Annotated in this window: 14 protein-coding genes; 11 read left to right on the top strand and 3 right to left on the bottom strand. The window is 58.2% G+C overall.

Annotation, left to right across the window (positions count from 1 at the left end):
- The first annotated feature begins 20 nt into the window (after positions 1-20).
- The 3 genes from PQR08_RS00745 (at position 21) to iaaH (ending at position 4536) form a co-directional block, all read left to right on the top strand.
- Positions 21-1367 carry an MFS transporter gene (locus tag PQR08_RS00745; RefSeq protein ID WP_062254580.1) on the top strand — a complete coding sequence of 449 codons (1347 nt, stop codon included), beginning with the start codon at positions 21-23 and terminating at the stop codon, positions 1365-1367.
- Positions 1368-1409: 42 nt separating this feature from the next.
- On the top strand, positions 1410-2873 hold the full coding sequence (locus tag PQR08_RS00740) for a benzaldehyde dehydrogenase (protein WP_250486857.1): 1464 nt from the start codon (positions 1410-1412) through the stop codon (positions 2871-2873).
- Positions 2874-3144: 271 nt separating this feature from the next.
- Positions 3145-4536 carry an indoleacetamide hydrolase gene (iaaH, locus tag PQR08_RS00735; protein WP_408161017.1) on the top strand — a complete coding sequence of 464 codons (1392 nt, stop codon included), beginning with the start codon at positions 3145-3147 and terminating at the stop codon, positions 4534-4536.
- A 392-nt stretch (positions 4537-4928) separates the two neighbouring features.
- Here iaaH and xylB read toward each other — a convergent pair whose 3' ends face one another.
- Together xylB and PQR08_RS00725 are read right to left on the bottom strand one after the other, a co-directional pair.
- On the bottom strand, positions 4929-6398 hold the full coding sequence (xylB, locus tag PQR08_RS00730; RefSeq protein WP_250486858.1) for a xylulokinase: 1470 nt from the start codon (positions 6396-6398) through the stop codon (positions 4929-4931).
- A 34-nt stretch (positions 6399-6432) separates the two neighbouring features.
- The gene (locus tag PQR08_RS00725; protein ID WP_062254622.1) at positions 6433-7161 is read right to left on the bottom strand and encodes an SDR family oxidoreductase; all 729 of its coding nucleotides are present in this window, start codon (positions 7159-7161) and stop codon (positions 6433-6435) included.
- Between the two features lie 679 nt (positions 7162-7840).
- Between PQR08_RS00725 and PQR08_RS00720 the strand changes: the two genes are divergently transcribed.
- From PQR08_RS00720 to PQR08_RS00700, 5 genes are all read left to right on the top strand, one after another.
- A complete protein-coding gene (locus PQR08_RS00720) occupies positions 7841-8614 on the top strand; it encodes an IclR family transcriptional regulator (protein WP_250486859.1) in 774 nt (257 codons plus the stop codon).
- A 175-nt stretch (positions 8615-8789) separates the two neighbouring features.
- Positions 8790-9905 (top strand): alcohol dehydrogenase catalytic domain-containing protein, encoded by a 1116-nt coding sequence (locus PQR08_RS00715; protein ID WP_250486860.1) that lies wholly within the window; start codon positions 8790-8792, stop codon positions 9903-9905.
- 339 nt (positions 9906-10244) lie between these two features.
- Complete coding sequence (locus tag PQR08_RS00710) at positions 10245-11360, top strand: alcohol dehydrogenase catalytic domain-containing protein (protein WP_250486861.1); 1116 nt, start codon at positions 10245-10247, stop codon at positions 11358-11360.
- Positions 11361-11487: 127 nt separating this feature from the next.
- Complete coding sequence (locus tag PQR08_RS00705; protein ID WP_250486862.1) at positions 11488-11907, top strand: cupin domain-containing protein; 420 nt, start codon at positions 11488-11490, stop codon at positions 11905-11907.
- 148 nt (positions 11908-12055) lie between these two features.
- The gene (locus PQR08_RS00700) at positions 12056-13123 is read left to right on the top strand and encodes a porin (protein ID WP_250486863.1); all 1068 of its coding nucleotides are present in this window, start codon (positions 12056-12058) and stop codon (positions 13121-13123) included.
- 70 nt (positions 13124-13193) lie between these two features.
- On the opposite strand, the gene PQR08_RS00695 is transcribed toward PQR08_RS00700, so the two are convergent.
- Entirely contained in the window at positions 13194-14156 is a 963-nt protein-coding gene (locus PQR08_RS00695; RefSeq protein ID WP_062254616.1) for a LysR family transcriptional regulator, read from the bottom strand.
- Between the two features lie 358 nt (positions 14157-14514).
- Here PQR08_RS00695 and PQR08_RS00690 point away from each other — a divergent pair, with 358 nt between their 5' ends.
- The 3 genes from PQR08_RS00690 to PQR08_RS00680 are packed head-to-tail and all read left to right on the top strand — an operon-like array spanning position 14515 to position 17577.
- On the top strand, positions 14515-15465 hold the full coding sequence (locus tag PQR08_RS00690; protein WP_250486864.1) for a 3-carboxyethylcatechol 2,3-dioxygenase: 951 nt from the start codon (positions 14515-14517) through the stop codon (positions 15463-15465).
- A 28-nt stretch (positions 15466-15493) separates the two neighbouring features.
- Positions 15494-17008: a 4-hydroxyphenylacetate 3-hydroxylase family protein gene (locus PQR08_RS00685; RefSeq protein ID WP_062254563.1), complete on the top strand. Its 1515-nt coding sequence runs from the start codon at positions 15494-15496 to the stop codon at positions 17006-17008.
- 44 nt (positions 17009-17052) lie between these two features.
- Entirely contained in the window at positions 17053-17577 is a 525-nt protein-coding gene (locus tag PQR08_RS00680) for a flavin reductase family protein (protein WP_250486865.1), read from the top strand.
- Positions 17578-17604 lie beyond the last annotated feature (27 nt).

The raw sequence follows: 17604 nt of genomic DNA, 5'->3' as shown, positions 1-17604 counted from the left end.
ATACTCATTTGGAGACAAAGATGGACCATCCCGCCCCCTCTGGTGACGCGTTGTTCAACACGCGCCTGAACTCTCGCCATCTCATGGTGATGTTCTGGTGTTCGATGCTTATGCTTTTCGACGGATACGACCTCGTCATTTATGGGTCAATCCTTCCTCAACTCATGCATGATTGGGAGCTGTCTCCGGTCACTGCAGGCTTCATCGGCAGTAGCGCGCTCTTTGGCATGATGGTGGGCGCCCTGACATTGGGCAGCTCTTCTGACAGATTCGGCCGCCGCCGTATCATCCTCCTTTGCCTGGTGCTGTTTGGAATTGCGGCTTTCGGGAACGCCTTCTGCACCAACACGACGGAATTTGCCCTCTGCCGATTTATGACTGGCGTAGGCCTTGGCGGCATGGTGCCGAATATCGTGGCACTGGTCACCGAGATGTCGCCGCACAGCAAGCGCAACATCATGGTTACCGTCATGTTGAGCTTTTTCTCGGTGGGTGGTGTCATTGCCGCTCTTACCGGAAAAGCCATCACACCCGAATTCGGCTGGCGCGCCAACTTCCTTATTGCTGGCATCCCGCTGCTGTTCTTCCCGGTCTTCTACAAGTGGCTGCCGGAGTCAATCAGCTATCTGATTTCTCAAAAGCGCTTCGCACAAGCAGAACCGATTCTGCGCCGATACGCCCCGGACTTTCAAGGCAGTGCTGCGAGTCTGGCAGCTGGGGAAGAGGACGTGGAGCAAACGCGTGTGCGTGCAGTCGAACTGTTCTCCCATGGTCGACTCTTGGACACGCTGTTTCTGTGGGTCGCGTTCGGAATGTGCATGTTGATGGTCTATGGGCTTAACACGTGGTTGCCCAAGCTCATGGCTGCAAACGGCTACTCCTTGGGCTCGAGCCTCTCGTTCCTGATTACGCTGAACATCGGTGCGGTCCTGGGTGGTCTCTGCAGTGGCTGGCTGGCGGACCGCTACGGTGGCAGGCCGACGTTGATTCTCTTTTTCGCAGTAGCTGCCGTTTCCATTGGGCTGTTGGGTTACAGGCAGTCGCCCATTGTCTTGAACATTCTGCTGATGGCAGCCGGCGCAACGACTATCGGAACGCTCTGCATCGCTCATGCATTTGCCGCGCAGCTCTATCCGGCAGGCATCCGTTCGACTGGCGTGGGTTGGGCCGCAGCTGCTGGACGCTTCGGCGCTATGGCTGGCCCCGCTCTTGGCGGATATCTCCTGAGCCAGAAATTCGCCATCAGCTTCAGCTTCCTCGTATTTGCGGCGCCCGGAGTCGTTGCCGCCATCGCAGTCTTACTGATTTCAAGCCGCCGCGTGCGCGCTGAGATTCCGGTGCATACGCTTGCGTCGCAGGCGAAGTGAGCTTCCAGGGTAAAGCATCAACATGCATCACGGAGAAATAGCATGAGCAATATTGGCGAGTCGCAAGCTTGGAACGGGCGCATCTTTTCCGACGGATGGAAGACTGCGGCGGGCGGAACGCAGGCAGTCGTCGAACCGGCGACTGGAGAGAACATCGGATTGATTGGCGTCGGTTCGCCCGAAGACATCGATAGCGCAGTCGTTTCGGCAAAGAAGGCTCAGGAGGCTTGGGCGGCAATGCCGTTCGACCAACGTGCGGCCGTTATGCGAGAGGCAGCGCGACTTTTGAAAGAGCGTGCACCGGAAATCAACGAATGGAACGTTCGCGAATGCGGTTCGACGCGGCCGAAGGCTGAATGGGAACTGCACGCCACGTATGAGCAATTGCAGATGTCGGCTGCGATTCCCATGCAGCCCGAGGGAGCGCTTTACCCATCCTCGATTCCTGGTCGCATGAATATCTGCCGCCACGTACCGGTGGGTGTAGTGGGCGTTATCGCGCCCTGGAATTTCCCGATTCTTCTCGGGATGCGCTCGGTGGCGCCCGCTCTTGCGCTCGGCAACGCCGTCATCCTGAAGCCAGACCCGCAGAGCGGTGTCGCAGGTGGCCTATTGCTTGCCAAGGTCTTCGAGGATGCGGGCTTGCCTGCAGGTGTGCTGCACGTGATTCCGGGTGGTCCGGCTGCAGGCGACGCGCTCGTGCGTCACCCGAAGGTGGGCATGATTTCGTTCACGGGCTCGACAGCGGTGGGCCGCTCCATCGGCGAAATCTGCGGTCGCATGCTGAGGAAAGTCGCGCTCGAACTCGGCGGCAATAACGCCCTCGTCGTTCTGGAAGATGCGGACGTCGAAGCGGCAACGTCCAGCGGCGCATGGGGTTCGTTCCTGCATCAGGGCCAAATCTGCATGCAGACCGGTCGTCACCTTGTGCATCGCTCTATCGCCGAGAAGTACGCACAGCGGCTCGCCGAGCGTGCTCGTAGTCTGGCGGTCGGCAATCCCGCCAAAGAGCAGGTGCATCTGGGGCCGCTGATTAACCAGAAGCAGCGGGACCGAATCGACAACATCGTGCAAACGAGCGTGAGCGCCGGCGCAACCGTTCTGGCTGGTGGGCGTTATAGCGGCCTCTTCTACGAGCCGACGGTCCTTGCAGGCGTCAAACCCGGGATGCCCGCGTACGAGCAGGAAATCTTCGGTCCCATCGCGCCCATCACTGTCTTCGATAGCGATGAAGAAGCCGTGGAACTCGTCAACTCGTCCCAGTACGGGCTGGCCGCCGCCATTCACACGCAATCGATGTCGCGTGGCCTTGCTCTCTCCGCGCGGATACGCGCCGGCATGGTGCACGTCAATGACCAGACGGTGAACAACGAATTCCACGTTCCTTTTGGCGGGATGGGGGCGTCGGGCAACGGTGGTCGCTTCGGTGGCCCTGCAAACGTGCACGAGTTCACCCAAACGCAATGGGTCAGCCTCACCGACAAGCCCATCCAATATCCGTTCTAACCCACATATAAGCAACGTTACCTGTTAAGGGCTCAGCGCCGGCAGCGGGTTAAACAACACGGCTGGAAAGCTGTAGACTTGGAGACGGTCAATGAATAAGCCCAAATCGATGAGTCGACGTACCTTCGTTACTCGCGTAGGTTCCCTCGCTTTAGCACCCGCCGTCGGGGCGGGCTTCTCGGCATGCGGTGGAGGAAGCGACTCATCCTCACCCTTGTCGACCGACCAGTCACAGCAGTTGTCGCTGACGGCAACGCAGGCCGTTTCCGCGATGGCATCCGGCCAGCTGTCGGCTGAGACGTATGTCCGTACACTGCTGGGACGAGCAAGCTCGCTGTCCAACCTTCACGCTTTCATCACGCTCAACCAAGGTGCCATCGCTTCTGCACGCGCGGTCGATGCGGCACGTGCGGCCGGGCAAAAGCTGCCGCCATTGGCTGGCCTGCCCATCGTTGTCAAAGACAACATCAACACGAAGAACCTTCCCACGACGGGCGGCACGCCGCGTTTGCAGAACTTCCAGCCAAACAACGATGCGGTCGTTCTTCAGCGACTGCTCGCGGCGGGCGCTATCGTCCTTGGCAAAGCCAACATGCACGAGCTCGCGTTCGGCATAACAACCACCAACTTCTCGCCATTCGCTGGCTTCGCGCGCAATCCCTATGACACGAACCGGATGGTGGGCGGCTCTTCAGGTGGGACGGGCGTTGCAATCGCGGCCCGAATGGCACCGGTAGGGTTGGGCACAGATACGGGCGGCTCTGTTCGTATCCCCGCGGCGTTAAACGGCATCGCGGGATTGCGTCCCTCCGTTGGCAATGGCGGCGCAGAGCGCCGTTATGACGGCACTGGTGTGCTTCCGCTCAGCCATACGCGTGACACGGTTGGGCCTATGGGTCGCACCCTCGAAGACGTCGCGCTTCTCGACGCTGTCATCACCGGCACCGAGGTGCCGACGGCGACTTCGCTGAGCGGATTGCGATTCGGCATCCCGGCGACGTACTGGGACGTAATGGACGACGAGGTGCTGCAAATAATGAATGCAGCAAAAGCGAAACTTCAGGCTGCTGGCGTGACATTCGTCCCTGTCGACCCGCCCACCATTCGCGACCTGGGCGCGAAGGTTGGTTTCACCGTGGTGTTTCACGAGGCCTCGCTCGAGATTCCGAGTTACTTGGCAGCTAGTGGTGGCAGCGATATCACGCTCGCTCAAATCTCCGCCGCGATTGCTAGTCCCGACGTCAAAGGCGGGTTTGCGAACGTTGGGTCCGCCGAATCCGCAGCGGCTTACTCAGACGCAGTGAACGTCTATCGTCCGCAGATGCGTGCGCTCTTCGATGCCTATTTCGCGTCGAACCGAATCGACGCTATCTTCGCCCCGATGACACCGCTCCCCGCTGTGCCCATCGACCCCGTCAACGGTTCGTCGACCGTCAGCGTCAATGGCGGACCTCCGGTCGACGAATTCGGCACGTTCATCAGAAATGCCGACCCCGGCAGCATCACCGGCATACCGGGTGTCACGGTCCCGGCTGGCCGCACCGCCTCAGGCCTGCCCGTCGGATTGGCTCTCGACGGCCCCGTTGGGAGCGATAAGAGGCTGCTCTCCATTGGCATGGCTGTTGAAAAGCTGCTCGGCGTGTTAGCGGCGCCAAACGTCTGAAGCGCCGTCTAGCTTTTGATGTCAGCAACCGTTCGCTCGGACGGAAAATTGCATCCGTGTGGCTGCGCAGGGAGGCCGGCATCCGCGAACTCGCTGCGGCTGGTATGTAGGTCGGCCTCCCTTGTATAAATGCGTCTCGCTAGAACTTATAAAGAGCTCGCACCCACGAGGAAGCTTCTTCCTAAACAAGAAAGGAAAGAAGCCTCTTTACGCGCGCGTGAGAGGGAGAGTCAGCTCGGTCTAGGGATGTTTTCACGGCGCTGAGTAAGCTGCTTTGAAGTGTCCGGGCTGAAGATGGCGCGTACCCACCTGTCGGGCGAGTCTCCTGTACTGTATCGTCTCCGGAGGCAGGTGCAGGCGGGCCTTGCAATGCAGGACTCCACCAAAACGCTTCAAGTTCGCGTCGAGAATACTGGCTGCAGTTGCTGATATAGAGTTCGGAACGACGCTAGCCGGTCCGAAAGTATCGAATGCCGCTCAACGTCCGGAACGAATTCCTGCGATGCGGTTGGCGGACTGACCACGACCGAGAAATCGCCGTCAGCTGCTAACCATCCGAGGCGTGCCGCTCCGAGCGCAGCGATGCACTGGGCATCAGGCACACGACGTATCGGAACTCCAAACGCGTCAGCAATCAATTGCGTCCAGAATGTGCTGCGTGCACCGCCACCGATGAGACTGATTGAGGTTTCGCGGGTGCCGTCCGCACGGAGAGCATCGAGGCCGTCCGTCAAAGCAAACGTCACGCCCTCGAGAACCGAATAAGCAAGAGTGGCTCGGTCGGTCGAATCGCAAAGTCCTAAGAACACGCCTTGGGCGTATGGGTCATTGTGAGGCGTCCTTTCGCCGGAAAGGTACGGCAGAAACAAGGGCGCTTTTGCCCGAGCGTTTGCGCAGAGAGTTTCGACCTCAGCTAGCAAACATAGTTCGTCAGCGGAAGTGAGTTTGCAAATCCAACGAATGCAGCTAGCCGCGGATAGCACGACGCTTGTTCGGTGCCATCTATCTGGAATAGCGTGGCAAAGTGCGTGCAATCCCAGTTCCGGGCTCGGTCGGAAACGCTCGGTGACGACGGAAAGGACGCCGGACGTACCCAGAGACAAGAAGCCCTCTCCCGGCTCCGTCGCTCCGACACCGAGCGCGCTTGTCGCCGTGTCGCCTCCGCCCGTTGCAACCAATACGTTTGGCGGCAAGCCGAGTTCGCTAGCAACGCTTGAAAGGACGCCGCCGCATGCTTGGCATCCCTCCAGAATCGGAGGAACCTGCGTCTGTGTGATGTCACAAGCATGTAGAAGCTCGTCGGACCACTGTCGCCGTTCAACGTCTAGCCAAAGCGTTCCCGACGCATCAGACGCATCAGTAAGCTTGTCACCGGTTAAGCGCAGGCGAATGTAATCCTTCGGTAGCAGCACGCACGACAACTTTCGAAAACATTCAGGCTCGTGACGCGCCAGCCAGAGCAGCTTCGGTGCAGTGAGTCCAGGCATCGCGCAATTGCCTGCTATCTCGCGCAGTCTCGGCGCGCGTGCTTCGAGTTCGGCGCATTCGCTGGCGCTCCGCATATCGTTCCACAGTATCGCGGGGCGCAACGGTTGGTCATTTGCGCCCAGCAGAACAGCACCGTGCATCTGACCTGACAGGCCAATGGCCTGTATGCTAGCAAACGCATCGGGATGGTTATTGCGTAGCGTTGAAAGCGCAATTCTCGTGGCTTGCCACCAGTCGTCGGGGTCTTGCTCTGACCACCGATGTCGCGGCCGTGAGATTTCCAACGGATGACGAGCGGTACCGACGATACTTCCGTCGGTTGAGAGCAAGAGGACTTTCAACTCGGTCGTGCCGAGGTCAATGCCGAGAAACATCGCTGAAGCTCGATTGAGGTCTGCCTAGAATAACTTACAGGTCAAAATTGGTAGGCATCAAGACCACGTCTCGTATCGTTAGGCCGCGTTGCCGTGTCAGCATGAACATGATTGCATCCGCCACCTCGCTAGCCTCAATCAGACTCCCGGATTCTTTGGCTTCTTTCAGTTTCTCCTCTGGCCAATCGGCCAGTAGCGCGCTGATAACTGGGCCGGGCGATACAGAGCCGACGCGGATTCCGTGCTTAAATACCTGGCGCCGCACTGTCTGGACGAAGCAGTTAATCGCCCACTTGGACGATGCATAGACCGGCTCCCAAGGCGTCGGAAAGTGAGCCGCCAAGGAACTGGTCACCACAATATCGCCGGTCCGCCGAGCAATCATGTGCGGCAGCACGTCGTGAACGTTTTTCATCACGACATTCACGTTGAGATTCAGCATCCGGTCTATTGCAGCCGTGTCTGCTTCGACTAGCTCGCCGCCTACATACGTACCAGCGTTCGCGTGCAGGATGTCGATTTGCCCAGTGATGTCCAGCACACGGGGTATAAGGGACGAGCACGCTGCCGGGTCGAGCAAGTCGACGACTAAAGGAATAGCCGGGTCGCCGTGCGCGCCGCAGATTGAAGTCAGTGCCGCCTCATCGCGGTCAACCAGCACGACCCGAGCACCTGCAGTCAACATCGCCTGCGTACTTGCTAGACCTATCCCTGAACCGGCGCCAGTTACCACCGCTACCTTGCCCTTTAATTCTCCAGCCATGAGAATGCCCTCCAAGTTGCTCGCATGCGAATTTGCTAAGGGTTGCAAATGTTCCAATGACTTTGCCTCTTATAGCGACCCGTGCAACGCCGCCGTCGATTTTCCGGCTAGGGGCGCGCCACGCGCCTTGGCCGCCCAGCCTCAGCTATCCGGCGAGAACAGCCATACGAACAAATGCTCAGTGGAAGAGCAAATAATCAAGTTCAGAGTCGTCATTGTCAAGGCGATTTGAAGAGGGAAAACCCGCGGACCGTTGTGGCTTATCGCTCGGCTACCGTCCTGAAGTCGACCCACTCGATTCGACTCGACCTATGCGCGTTGAGCCGCAGTTGCGAAGCTCATCCACGGGCTCGACCGCAGCAATGCTATGGCCCATCTCGGCTAGCGATGCAGCGTCTCTGCCGCTGCCAGCTCCGACGTCGAGAATAAACGCGGGCGCTTTTGGAAGGAGGCGTGCCACGTCGCTATGAAGGTCGGCGAACGACATGCGTTCTCACCGTTTGATATTGCCGCGACGTCGCAACACCCAGATGGGCCGCCGCGTTGAGGAAAACCCGCGATGCGGGCGCATGTTCCGAGATGCGGGTTATTCCGAGCTTCCTCAATTTAAACTAAAAGTTAGGATAGGTCCTGAGGCATGTGCCGAGAGCCTGACTTCTCTTTGATGCAAGTAAACGCAATGAGCGACGAACTAAGCGACGACAAGTCCAATTCGATTCAGGTAATAGCGAGGGCAGCCAGGATTTTGAACGTCTTGAGCGACGAACCAGAAGGTATGCGTTTGGCAGACATTTCGCGGATAGTCAATCTTCCGCGTTCAACCGTTCAGCGTATCGTGTCTGCCCTTTGCCAAGAAGAACTCGTCCGGGCTGACCGTGGCGAGGGTGTGAAGCTGGGACCTGCTCTAATGCGGATGATTGGACGAGTCCACACCGACGTCGTTGCGATAACGAGGCCTCATCTCGAACTACTCTCAAAGCAACTGCAGGAGACAGTCGTCCTCTGCCGCATGAGTGGCCGGCGTCTAGCCTACGTACATGTCGTTGTCGCGGAACACGTTTTAAGGGTAACGCCAGGTGTGGGTGGCGACCTTCCACTTCATTGCACAAGTGGCGGCCGCGCACTATTGGCTCTGCACCCGGAGGTCGATGATGAAACTCTGCTCGGCGCAGATTTGGAAAAGATGACGGAGGCCACGGTGACCGATGCCGCCGAGTTTAGGCGCATCGTAGCTGAAACCCGCGACGCTGGATTCGGATGGGAGTCGGAAGAATCAATGGCAGGCGTTTCGTCCATGGCCGTCGCAATCGATACGGTCCACGGTCATTATGCTGTAGCGGTTGTGGCTCCCACGGCCCGTGCTCTTCCTCAAAAGCAGAAAATGGCGGAACGCTTGCTCAAACTAAAAGCCGAATTGCAGGTCGAGCTGGGCGGTAGCGACACCGCTAACTGATTCAGCTAAGCGTGGGCAGATAGCCAGCCCGCGTGCCGCATAGCATTAGTACACCTATTTTCTTGCATGTTCTCGTTCGAGGTGATTCGGGCGTGACCGAGAACACGCTATTCGTAGCACTTGTTCGATGCGGATGTCGCCTGTGCGACCCGCAATCAATTTTCGGAGACTGATTATGCAAAACACTGCCACTATGCACGCGATGCGATTACACGAATCCGGTGGAAGCTTTCGGCTCGACGAGATTGCAAGGCCGCGAGTTGAACGAGCGACCGATGTGGTCGTGCAAGTGAAAGCATCGGGAATCGTTCCGAACCTGCGCAATGTCATGCGCAGCTACGGCGAACGCGCCTACCTCACCGTGCCCGATTTGCCCGCAATTTACGGATTAGACACCGCTGGTGTCGTCGCGGAGATTGGCAGCGATGTCACAGGCTTTGCCGTCGGCGACCGCGTGTATATCAATCCAGGACGCTCGTGTGGTACGTGTCACGCCTGTCGGATTGGGGACCGAATCAGCTGCCAAGCCTTCACGTTTCAAGGGTACTTTGGTTTCGGCCCGCGTTCGAAGGAGATTTACCGGCGTTATCCATACGGTGGCCTGTGCCAGTACGCAACGGCTCCCGCCGACGGGTTGGTGAAATTGCCAGAACAGGTCAGCTTCGAGCAAGCCGCACGCTTCGGTTATCTAGGGACGGCCTATTCAGGCTTGCGGAAGGCAGGCGTGGCCGCCGGGCGGACGCTGTTGGTTTGCGGTGGCACCGGCACGCTCGGCCTTTGCGCCGTTCAGATTGCTCGTGCAATGGGCGCCACGAAGATTCTTTGCGTCGCGCGCAACGAAGCGAACCTTGCTCGTGTGCGGGCGTTGGACCCAACGAGAGTCCGCACTTTCTCGTATGGCTCTGGGACATTAAAGGACTGGGTGCTTGCGGAGACAGAAGGGTCCGGGGTTGACGCAGTGGTGGACGCCATCGGTCCTGGTGCGTCGCACCAAATCACGCTTGACTGCATCTCTTCACTGCGACGTGGCGGAAGTCTAGTTGAGATTGGCGCGATGTCTGACCCGATGCCGGTCAACATGCACGAACTCATGTGCGCGCGGGTAAGCCTCATTGGCTCGCTTTGGTTTTCGGTGGCGGAAGGCCAGGACTTGGCCGCCATGGTCGCGGCGGGCACGCTGGACCTGAGCGTATTCGAGCATCACACATACGCTCTTGAGCAGGCTAACGAGGCTCTTGCGGACGCAGAACGTCGTGTAGGCGGATTTGTGAACGTCGTAATCTCTCAGTAAGCAGCTCGGATAGCGATGCGGGGCTCATCGCTCGCACGCAACGTTTCGTTGGTGTTCAGTTTCACCTATTTGCACTTCAGAACCGACTGAGGAACCCCGTTGAATAACTGGTATAGGCGGATTGCATAACTGAAGCAATCAAGCCTGCGGTACCTTAATCTCGACGGAGATATGCGAAGCGTTCGGCCAGCCTGTCATTCTCAGTTGTTTGAGTTGGCTTATAGAAACGGTTGGTAGTCCCATCCGGCAACGTCCGTATTCACGGGCGTGTTTCGGAGCGAAGCTGAAGAACCTCGCTATCCAATCAGTTGTACATAGAATATTCAACGGAGACGATGTATGAAAACCATGCGTGCTGCGCGGTTGCACAAGGTCGGAGACCCTTTTCGTGTCGATGAAATTCCTGTTCCTGAGCCCCGCCCAACGGACGTTCTCGTCAAAGTTCAGGCATGTGGCGTAGTCCCGAATCTGCATAACGTTGTTGCTCACTATCCTGAATGGTTCCCTTTCCTCCCTCTGCCCAAGCTGCCGGCAATCTACGGTCTTGACGCGGCTGGTGTCGTTGAACAAGTCGGCAGCCACGTCGTAGGCGTAAAGCCCGGCGACCGCGTATACGTCAACCCGGGTCTTTCTTGCGGCAGCTGCCCGGCATGCCGTAGACGCGACAACACAAACTGCCCCGCTTACACGTTCCAGGGCTATTTCGGATTCGGCGCTGGTTCACAACGCCTCTTCGAGGATTACCCCTACGGCGGCTTCGGCGAATATCTGACTGCGCCGGCGACCAATCTGGTGCAGCTCCCGGAGTCGATTTCCTTCGAACAAGGAGCACGCTTCGGTTACATCGGTACGGCTTATGCCGGACTGCGTCGGGCTTCGCTCGAGGCAGGGCAGACTCTTGTCATTGACGGTGCCACCGGAACGCTCGGGTTGGGCGGCACCCTCTGCGCCCTTGGCATTGGCGCACGCAAGATTTTCGCGACCGGTCGGAACCGGGAGCTCCTGGCTCAATTGAAAGAGCTCGCGCCTGAACGAATCCACCCCGTGCCACTCGGGGAGCGTCCCGTACACGACGTTGTGATGGAGGCAACGGACGGGTTCGGCGTCGATGCAGTGCTGCAATGCCTCGGACCGAATGCACCGGTGTCGAACGTACTGGATTCCTTCTCTGCGATGCGACGCGGCGGAAAAATGGTCTCGGTCGGCGGGGTGTCGGACCCGATTCCGCTGGAGCCATTCCCGCTCATGTGCCAACAAAAGTCGCTTATCGGTTCGCTCTGGTTCACGCCGGCCGAAGGCGAGAATATGGCTGCCATGGCCGATTCGGGCACCCTCGACCTTTCCGTGTTCGAACATGAAGTTTTCCCGCTCGAAAAAATCAACGAGGCACTGGAGGCGGTCAACCACCGGCATGGTGGCTTCACGAACGTCGTCATAAATCCGACGCTGGTTTGAGCCGGAGGCCAAAATGACTCGACGTGTCGTAACTGGCCACGACGGAAGTGGCGCCTCGACCTTCGCTAGTGACGGTCCCGCCCCGTGGTGTGCGTCTTTCGCTTCTGTGCCCGGATTCGAAGTTTCAATGCTTTGGGCGACGGGCGGAGCTGTCGCCCCTTCCATCGAACATCTTGAGGAATCGGGAAAGTGGCCAGAATCTTGGGTACCAGCGGCCGATGAAAGTCGCGTACTGCTCGTCACGTTCCCGCCCGACGCCGTCTTCGCTTCAGACGGTTTCGATGGCATGGCGGCACATCGCGAGCAGATGGAGAAATTGCCGGGTCTTGCCGAGGCGTTTGAGGGCGACAACCCTGGCATGCACACGACTCAGACGCTCGATTACGGTGTTGTCCTTTCAGGCGAAATCCACCTCGAGTTGGATAACGGTCAGATGCGAAAGCTGAAACCAAAAGACTTCGTCGTGCAACGTGCCACGCGCCACGCTTGGCGCAACCTCAGCGCAGAGCCAGCGACGGTTTTGTTCGTGCTCCTGGGCTCGAAGTAACGAAAGCTAAGGGACGAGCCTCACGGACCTCGCTGTCCGTGAGGCGGTCGTCTGCCGTCGCGCCCGCGCAATCCCAACCAGTCAAAAACTACGCCCAGCTCCTTGGAGTTCGGGCAAAGGCACCCGTGTGCCCAAATAAGGAACGAGCATGAAAAAAAAACTGCTCACCGTCGCGCTTGCGGCAATCCCGCTTCAGAGCTACGCCCAGAGTTCGGTCACGCTTTTTGGGCTGCTCGACGAAGGCGTAACCTACGTCAGTAATGCTAGTGGCCACTCTCTCGTGCAGATGGCCTCGGGCATTCAGGCTCCGAATCTTCTGGGCATCCGCGGCACTGAAGACCTCGGAGGAGGTCTTCAAGCGTTCTTCGTGATGGACTCAATGCCTGACATCAATACCGGGAAGCAGAACGGCGGCGCCTTCACCGGCCGAGAGTCCTACGTTGGTATCGCGTCGCCGTACGGGACGCTGACGCTGGGCCGCCAGTTCGACTATATGTTCGACAATCTCTCGATTGCGCGCTGGGGACATCAGATTCCTTATGTCAGCCTCTACCAGCTGCCCGGCGGACCATTTGCCAAGCTCGGAGCTCCGCTTGGCACTTTTGACTATACGCGCATCGCAGGCGGTGAAGCGACACCGAACGCCATCAAATATACCTCGAAGACGTACGCAGGCTTTGACTTCGGCGCGATGTACGGCTTTAGCAATATCGCCGGGCAGACCGGCAGCAATAACTTGATGAGTTTCGGTGCCAATTACAATAATGGACCGTTACGCCTGAATGCGGCCTATACATATTCGAAGGAAGACGGCATTGACGATGGGCATCATGGCATTCGGAACTACGGGTTCGGTGGTCGCTATGACTTCGGTATGCTTGCCTTGGACGTGCTTTATACGAACACGCGCAATACATTCACGAATGGCCACGTCGACAGCTACGAAGCAGGTTGGTTGGTTAAGTTTGCGCCCGACACTTTCCTCTACGCGAACTACATCTACGCGAAGGGTAACGACCAACTGGACAACAGCCACTCCAATCAGGGCGGTCTGACCTTCGACTACTTGCTGTCCAAACGCACCGACGTCTACGTGAACGCAATCTACCAACGGGCTAGCGGGGCCGGTGCGGTGGCCTCAGTCAACGGCACATTTGCCACATCGTCCAGCCAAAATCAAACCGTACTTCGATTGGGTATGCGCACTTTGTTCTAACTTTTTCGCGGCTGGTCGATTCCCTGAAACATCGGCCAGCCTGTAATCGTTGGGTACTAGACCCTCGCTCTTACGTTTCTTCGTAAAGCTCGATGGCAGGCGCCTCCGCTGTCTTCTTGAGTCTTTCCGCGCCAAGCCAGATACCACTTTCCACGATTTCGTTGACGACCTGAAGCACCAGCCGCTGGCCTTCACGGACCGCTTGTGAGTGCGACCGTGCTGTGTTCTCGCACAGAGCCCAAGTCATGAATGCCCCACGAATGGGACTCCAGGAAAGCGACTCTTCCCAGTAGGGGTTGCCGCTGACCGCACAACATGGAGTAATCGTATCGGCCACTCCCTGGCGCGCAAGTTCCATCGACAGGTGCATCGCATCGATTTCGAAGAGCGTCTTGAATTCGAAGCCTCGACGCGACATCGAATTCTCAATCGTTGTGCGGATGACGTTCGGCCTTCCAGGCAGGGCTAGCTGGAGATTGTCCAGCTTCGACAAGGCGACGGGCTTGTCCGGCTGCAGCTCATCTGCCTTTTTCCCGACGAGTATGAGCGGCTCACGAATGAGCGGCGTGTGGGCATATCCCTGCGGCGGTGACCCCTCGAACGGCACGATTGCGAGGTCCAGCATGCCAGAGTGCATCACTTCCCGCAGTTCGTGACTTGCGCCTTCATGCACGCGCAGGGAAACACCAGGATACTCGGCGACTAAACGGGGTATGAACTTCGAGGTGAAAAGATACCGCCATGACGGTGCGACACCAATTGAAAGCTGTCCTGCGGCGCGGTCGCCAACCTGTTCGACGAGCTTGGTCAATTGGCGAAGTATCGGGCGAGCGCGTTCAAGCAGTAACGTTCCTGCTTCCGTGAGCAGCACCCCGCCTTGTGTTCGAGTAAACAGCTTGGCTCGGACCTGGTGCTCGAGAAGTGCAATGTGTCGCGATAGCGCTGGCTGGGAAAGCCTGAGGTCCGTCGCCGCTTTGTTGATGCTTCCAAGCTCGGCAACTCGCAAGAAATACTCAATCAGACGCGAGTCCACGTTTGTCTCCGTTAGGCCCATTATGACCAACCTTGGGCCATGTTATCCACCAAACGATTATAGGTCCGAGCCCCGCTGGCCCCCGAATAGGGGTTTGCCCGAATCAATAGATTGGGGTGAATTACCGAAAGGTGCTCAACGTAACTATCTGAATATAAGCAGATATTTGCCGAAAAATAAGGGAAAACGCGGATAACCGAGTTTCGGATGGACCTTATAGAAAAGTCGCATTATTCGGATAACAGTCGTCTCGCTACTATTTGTTCAACGTCTTCGAGCGCACCGCGACATCAGACAAGCGCTCGAACAGCCAACCATCGAGTTGGCTTGGTTACAGACATGAACAAGGAGACGAGCCGTGACATTGGCTGTGCTGTGTGCATCTCACACTCCGTTGATGAAGGACGGAATCGCTGACGACGAAGTTCGCTCCAGCGTTAAACAGGGTTTCGAATCCCTCGCGAAGCGGGCGGAAGACTTCGCGCCGGACCTTCTCATTCAGTTTGCTCCAGACCATTTCAACGGCTTCTTCTATGAAGTCATGCCCAGCTTCTGCGTTGGTATTAACGCGACTTCCCTCGGCGACTGGGACACATCGACGGGTCCACTTCCCGTTGTTTCCGACGACGCGCTTCAGTTGAGCGAGATGCTCCTCCATGAGGGTGTGGACGTCGCGGTTTCCTATCGCATGGAAGTCGACCACGGCTTTGTGCAAATCTGGGAACGCATGTTTGGGAATTTCAGCCGCTTCCCGACGATTCCGATTTTCATTAACAGCGCCGCGCCTCCGTTGCCTACGTTTAAGCGGGCGCGTTTGCTCGGCGAGGCAGTCGGCCGCTGGGCTGCGGCATCCGGCAAGCGGGTTTTGATTTCAGCGTCTGGTGGCCTCTCCCATGACCCACCCACGCCAAGCATCCTCACTGCACCCGACGAGGTCAAAGAGCGCCTTATCAGCGGTCGATATCCGTCCGAGGAAGTCCAGCGTGCTCGGGTTGAGCGTGTGTTGGCAGCGGGGGCCCGTGCCGTGAATGGCACGCCCGAGATACTGCCTGTCGACCCCGACTGGGACGCCGCATTCATCGAGAAGCTCCAGAGCGGAGACCTCGAGGCGTTCGACGCAATTGCCATGAAAGACGTCCGAGCAAAAGCTGGGCGTGGCGGTCCCGAGGTTCTCGCATGGGTTGCGGCTTTTGCCGCGCTCTCTACGCAGGGCAAATATCAGGCTGACCTCGTTTATTACGAGGCCATCCAGGGATGGATTGCGGGCATGGCAATGATGTTCGCAGAACCGAAAGCAGACCGCGCATAGCGCGAGCACATATTCAGGAGATTACGACATGGGCATTCGTACAGGTCAGCAGTTCATCGACGGATTGAAGAACAGTCCGCGTGACGTCTGGGTTCGTGGAGAGCGCGTCACTGACGTCACGACGCACCCAGCGTTCAAGGGAGCAGTTGAGCAACTTGCGGCGCTCTACGACACCCAGCACGACCCGGAACTGCAAGACAAGGTGACCTATGTCGTCCCGGAAACGGGAGAGCGCGCAGGTTTGGCGTTCATGCCCGCGAGGTCTGCGGACGACCTGCGCAAACGCCGCGAGGCTTACCGCCTCTGGGCAGAGACCAACTTCGGCCTGATGGGTCGCTCGCCGGACTTCATGAACGTCACGCTGTTGGCGTTCTGGGAAGCACATAAGGATTTTGCGAAGGGCGGCGAGCAGTTCGGCGAAAACATCGTGAAGTATTACGAGTACATTCGCGACAACGACCTGTTTTTGAGCCACGCGCTGATTACGCCGCAAAACGACCGCTCGAAGCAATCCTCCGAGCAGGCCAGCATGCACCTACGCGTAGTGAAGGAAGCCGAGGACGGTATCTACGTGAGCGGCGCGCGCATGATTGCGACGCTCGGCCCCGTATCGGACGAGATGATTATGTACAACCTGCCGCAGTTCAAGGCAGGCGATGAAGACCACGCACTCATCTTCGCCGTTCCGACGGACATCAAGGGGTTGCGCCAGATTGCTCGAGACCCGTACTACGTCGAGCACCACGATAGTTACGACCACCCGCTGTCTACGCGATTTGAAGAGAACGACTCTCTTCTCATTTTCGACAACGTGTTTGTCCCTTGGGAACGTGTCTTCTGCTATCGCCAGGTCGAGTTATCGAATCAGCTCTACTCGCACACGGCACTGCGCAACCACACTGCGCATCAGACGAATACGCGTGCCCTCGTCAAGATGCAGTTCTCGGTGGGTCTCGCTATCGCAGTTGCGAAGTCCATCAAAGCCGACCAGTTCTTGCACGTGCAACAGATGCTAGGCGAGTTGCTCGGCTACGTCGAGCAGGTGAAGAGTGCGCTCGTGCGCTCGGAATATGAAGCGGAGCCGTCCGACGTTGGCACGGTGCGTCCTTCGCTGGCGCCGCTGCAAGCCATTCGCACGATGCTGCCGTTCGCGTACCCGCGAGTCGTCGAGGTGCTTCAGACCATCGGTGCTGGTGGCTTCATGCTGATGCCGAGCGGTGCCGACTTCCGCGCACCCGAACTCGCTGATGACATGGCGCTGTATTACCAAGGCGCCGGCGGCATGCCGTCGGTCGAGCGTGTGAAGCTCTTCAAACTTGCCTGGGACCTGGCCGGCGAAGCGTTTGGTCAACGTCTGGTGCAGTACGAGCGCTACTACGCCGGCGACCCGGTCCGCAATCTCGCAATGAACTACTTCGCGGGTAGCCGTGATTCTGACATGCAGCGCCTCGTCGACAAAGCTCTCGCACTGGCAGGCGACCCCGCTGAGACGTTCGATGAACAGGCGCCATCAAGCGCTGAGCTTGAAGTCGAAGTGAACTGACTTCGAATCGGCCGGCACACGCCGGCGCGATACAGGAGAAAACCATGTCGGAATCCAGCAATCAGGCGGGCGTGCTGAGTCTCACGGAGGCGGATGGCACTGCGTTCCGCCGCGCGCTCGGGCACTTTGCGACGGGCATTACCGTGATGTCGACGCGAGACGTGGATGGAAGGCCCTACGGCGCAACGGTCAGTTCGTTTTCGTCGTTGTCGCTTGACCCGCCGCTCATTCAATGGAGCCTGACGACTCGTTCGTTTTCGTATCCCATCTTCAGTCAGGCCAGTCACTTCGCGGTGAACATTCTGGCGTCAGACCAAGAAGAAGTCTCGCGTACGTTTTGTCGGCCTGTTGACCGCTTCGCGCTTGTCGAGTCCTACGAAGGTGTCGAGCGCCTGCCTCTCGTGTCTGGCTGCCTCGGCTGGATTGAGTGCAGTTTGGAGCGGCAAGTCGAAGCCGGCGACCACACGATTTTTATTGGTCGCGTGCTCAACGCACGAGTGTCGAATAAGTCACCGTTACTTCATTGGCGCGGGGCATACCACCCGCTTGAGGTGGACGCAGTGTCCTGAGTCGTAGCGAATTTCACGAAGGAACAT

Source organism: Caballeronia jiangsuensis (assembly GCF_046030135.1).
GTDB classification, from domain to species: Bacteria; Pseudomonadota; Gammaproteobacteria; order Burkholderiales; family Burkholderiaceae; genus Caballeronia; species Caballeronia jiangsuensis.
The sequence above is the reverse complement of the archived record's forward strand: the minus strand, read 5'-3'. Positions and strand labels throughout refer to the sequence as shown.